The organism is Streptomyces sp. 4F14 (assembly GCF_048159485.1).
Classification (GTDB): Bacteria; Actinomycetota; Actinomycetes; order Streptomycetales; family Streptomycetaceae; genus Streptomyces.
The window spans coordinates 1-560 of the sequence record NZ_JBLRVY010000093.1; the positions used below are offsets into that span (position 1 = coordinate 1).

1 protein-coding gene is annotated in these 560 nt (G+C 65.9%); it reads right to left on the minus strand.

The window, feature by feature from the left end; all coding sequences use genetic code 11:
* On the minus strand, positions 1-560 hold a 560-nt coding region (locus tag ACLZOT_RS49765; protein WP_416975952.1), incomplete at both ends, for a substrate-binding domain-containing protein.

Here is a 560-nt window from a genome sequence, read left to right on the forward strand (position 1 = left end):
TGGGTGAGCGCGTCGAACTCGATGTTGCGGCCCTGGACCTTGTACACGGCCATCTTCGCGGCGTTGGTGGCCTCCAGCAGGAAGGACTTGTACACGGTCATGAACTGCTCGCCCGAGATGACCCGCTGCACCGCGTCCAGGTTCGCGTCCTGCCCGGTCACCGGCGGGATCTTGCTCGCGCCCGCGTCCTTGAAGGCCTTGATGACACCGTCAGCCAAGCCGTCGCTCGCCGAGTAGACGGCGGCGATGTCGCCGATCCCGACGGAGGCGATCGCCTTCTCCATGTTGGCCTTGGCGGCCTCGGGCGACCACTTGTCGGTGTCGTACTTCTTGACGATGTTCACCTGGCCGTCGAGCTCGCCGAGGGCGCCCTTCTTGACCAGTCCCGTGTTCGGGTCGGCGGGGTCGCCGTTCATCATGACGACCTTGCTGGTAGCGGCCTTGGAACCGAGTTCCTCGACCAGGGAGCGGCCCTGGACCTCGCCGACGAGCTCGTTGTCGTGGGAGACGTACGCGTCGATGGGCCCCTGGGCGAGACGGTCGTAGGCGATGACCGGAAT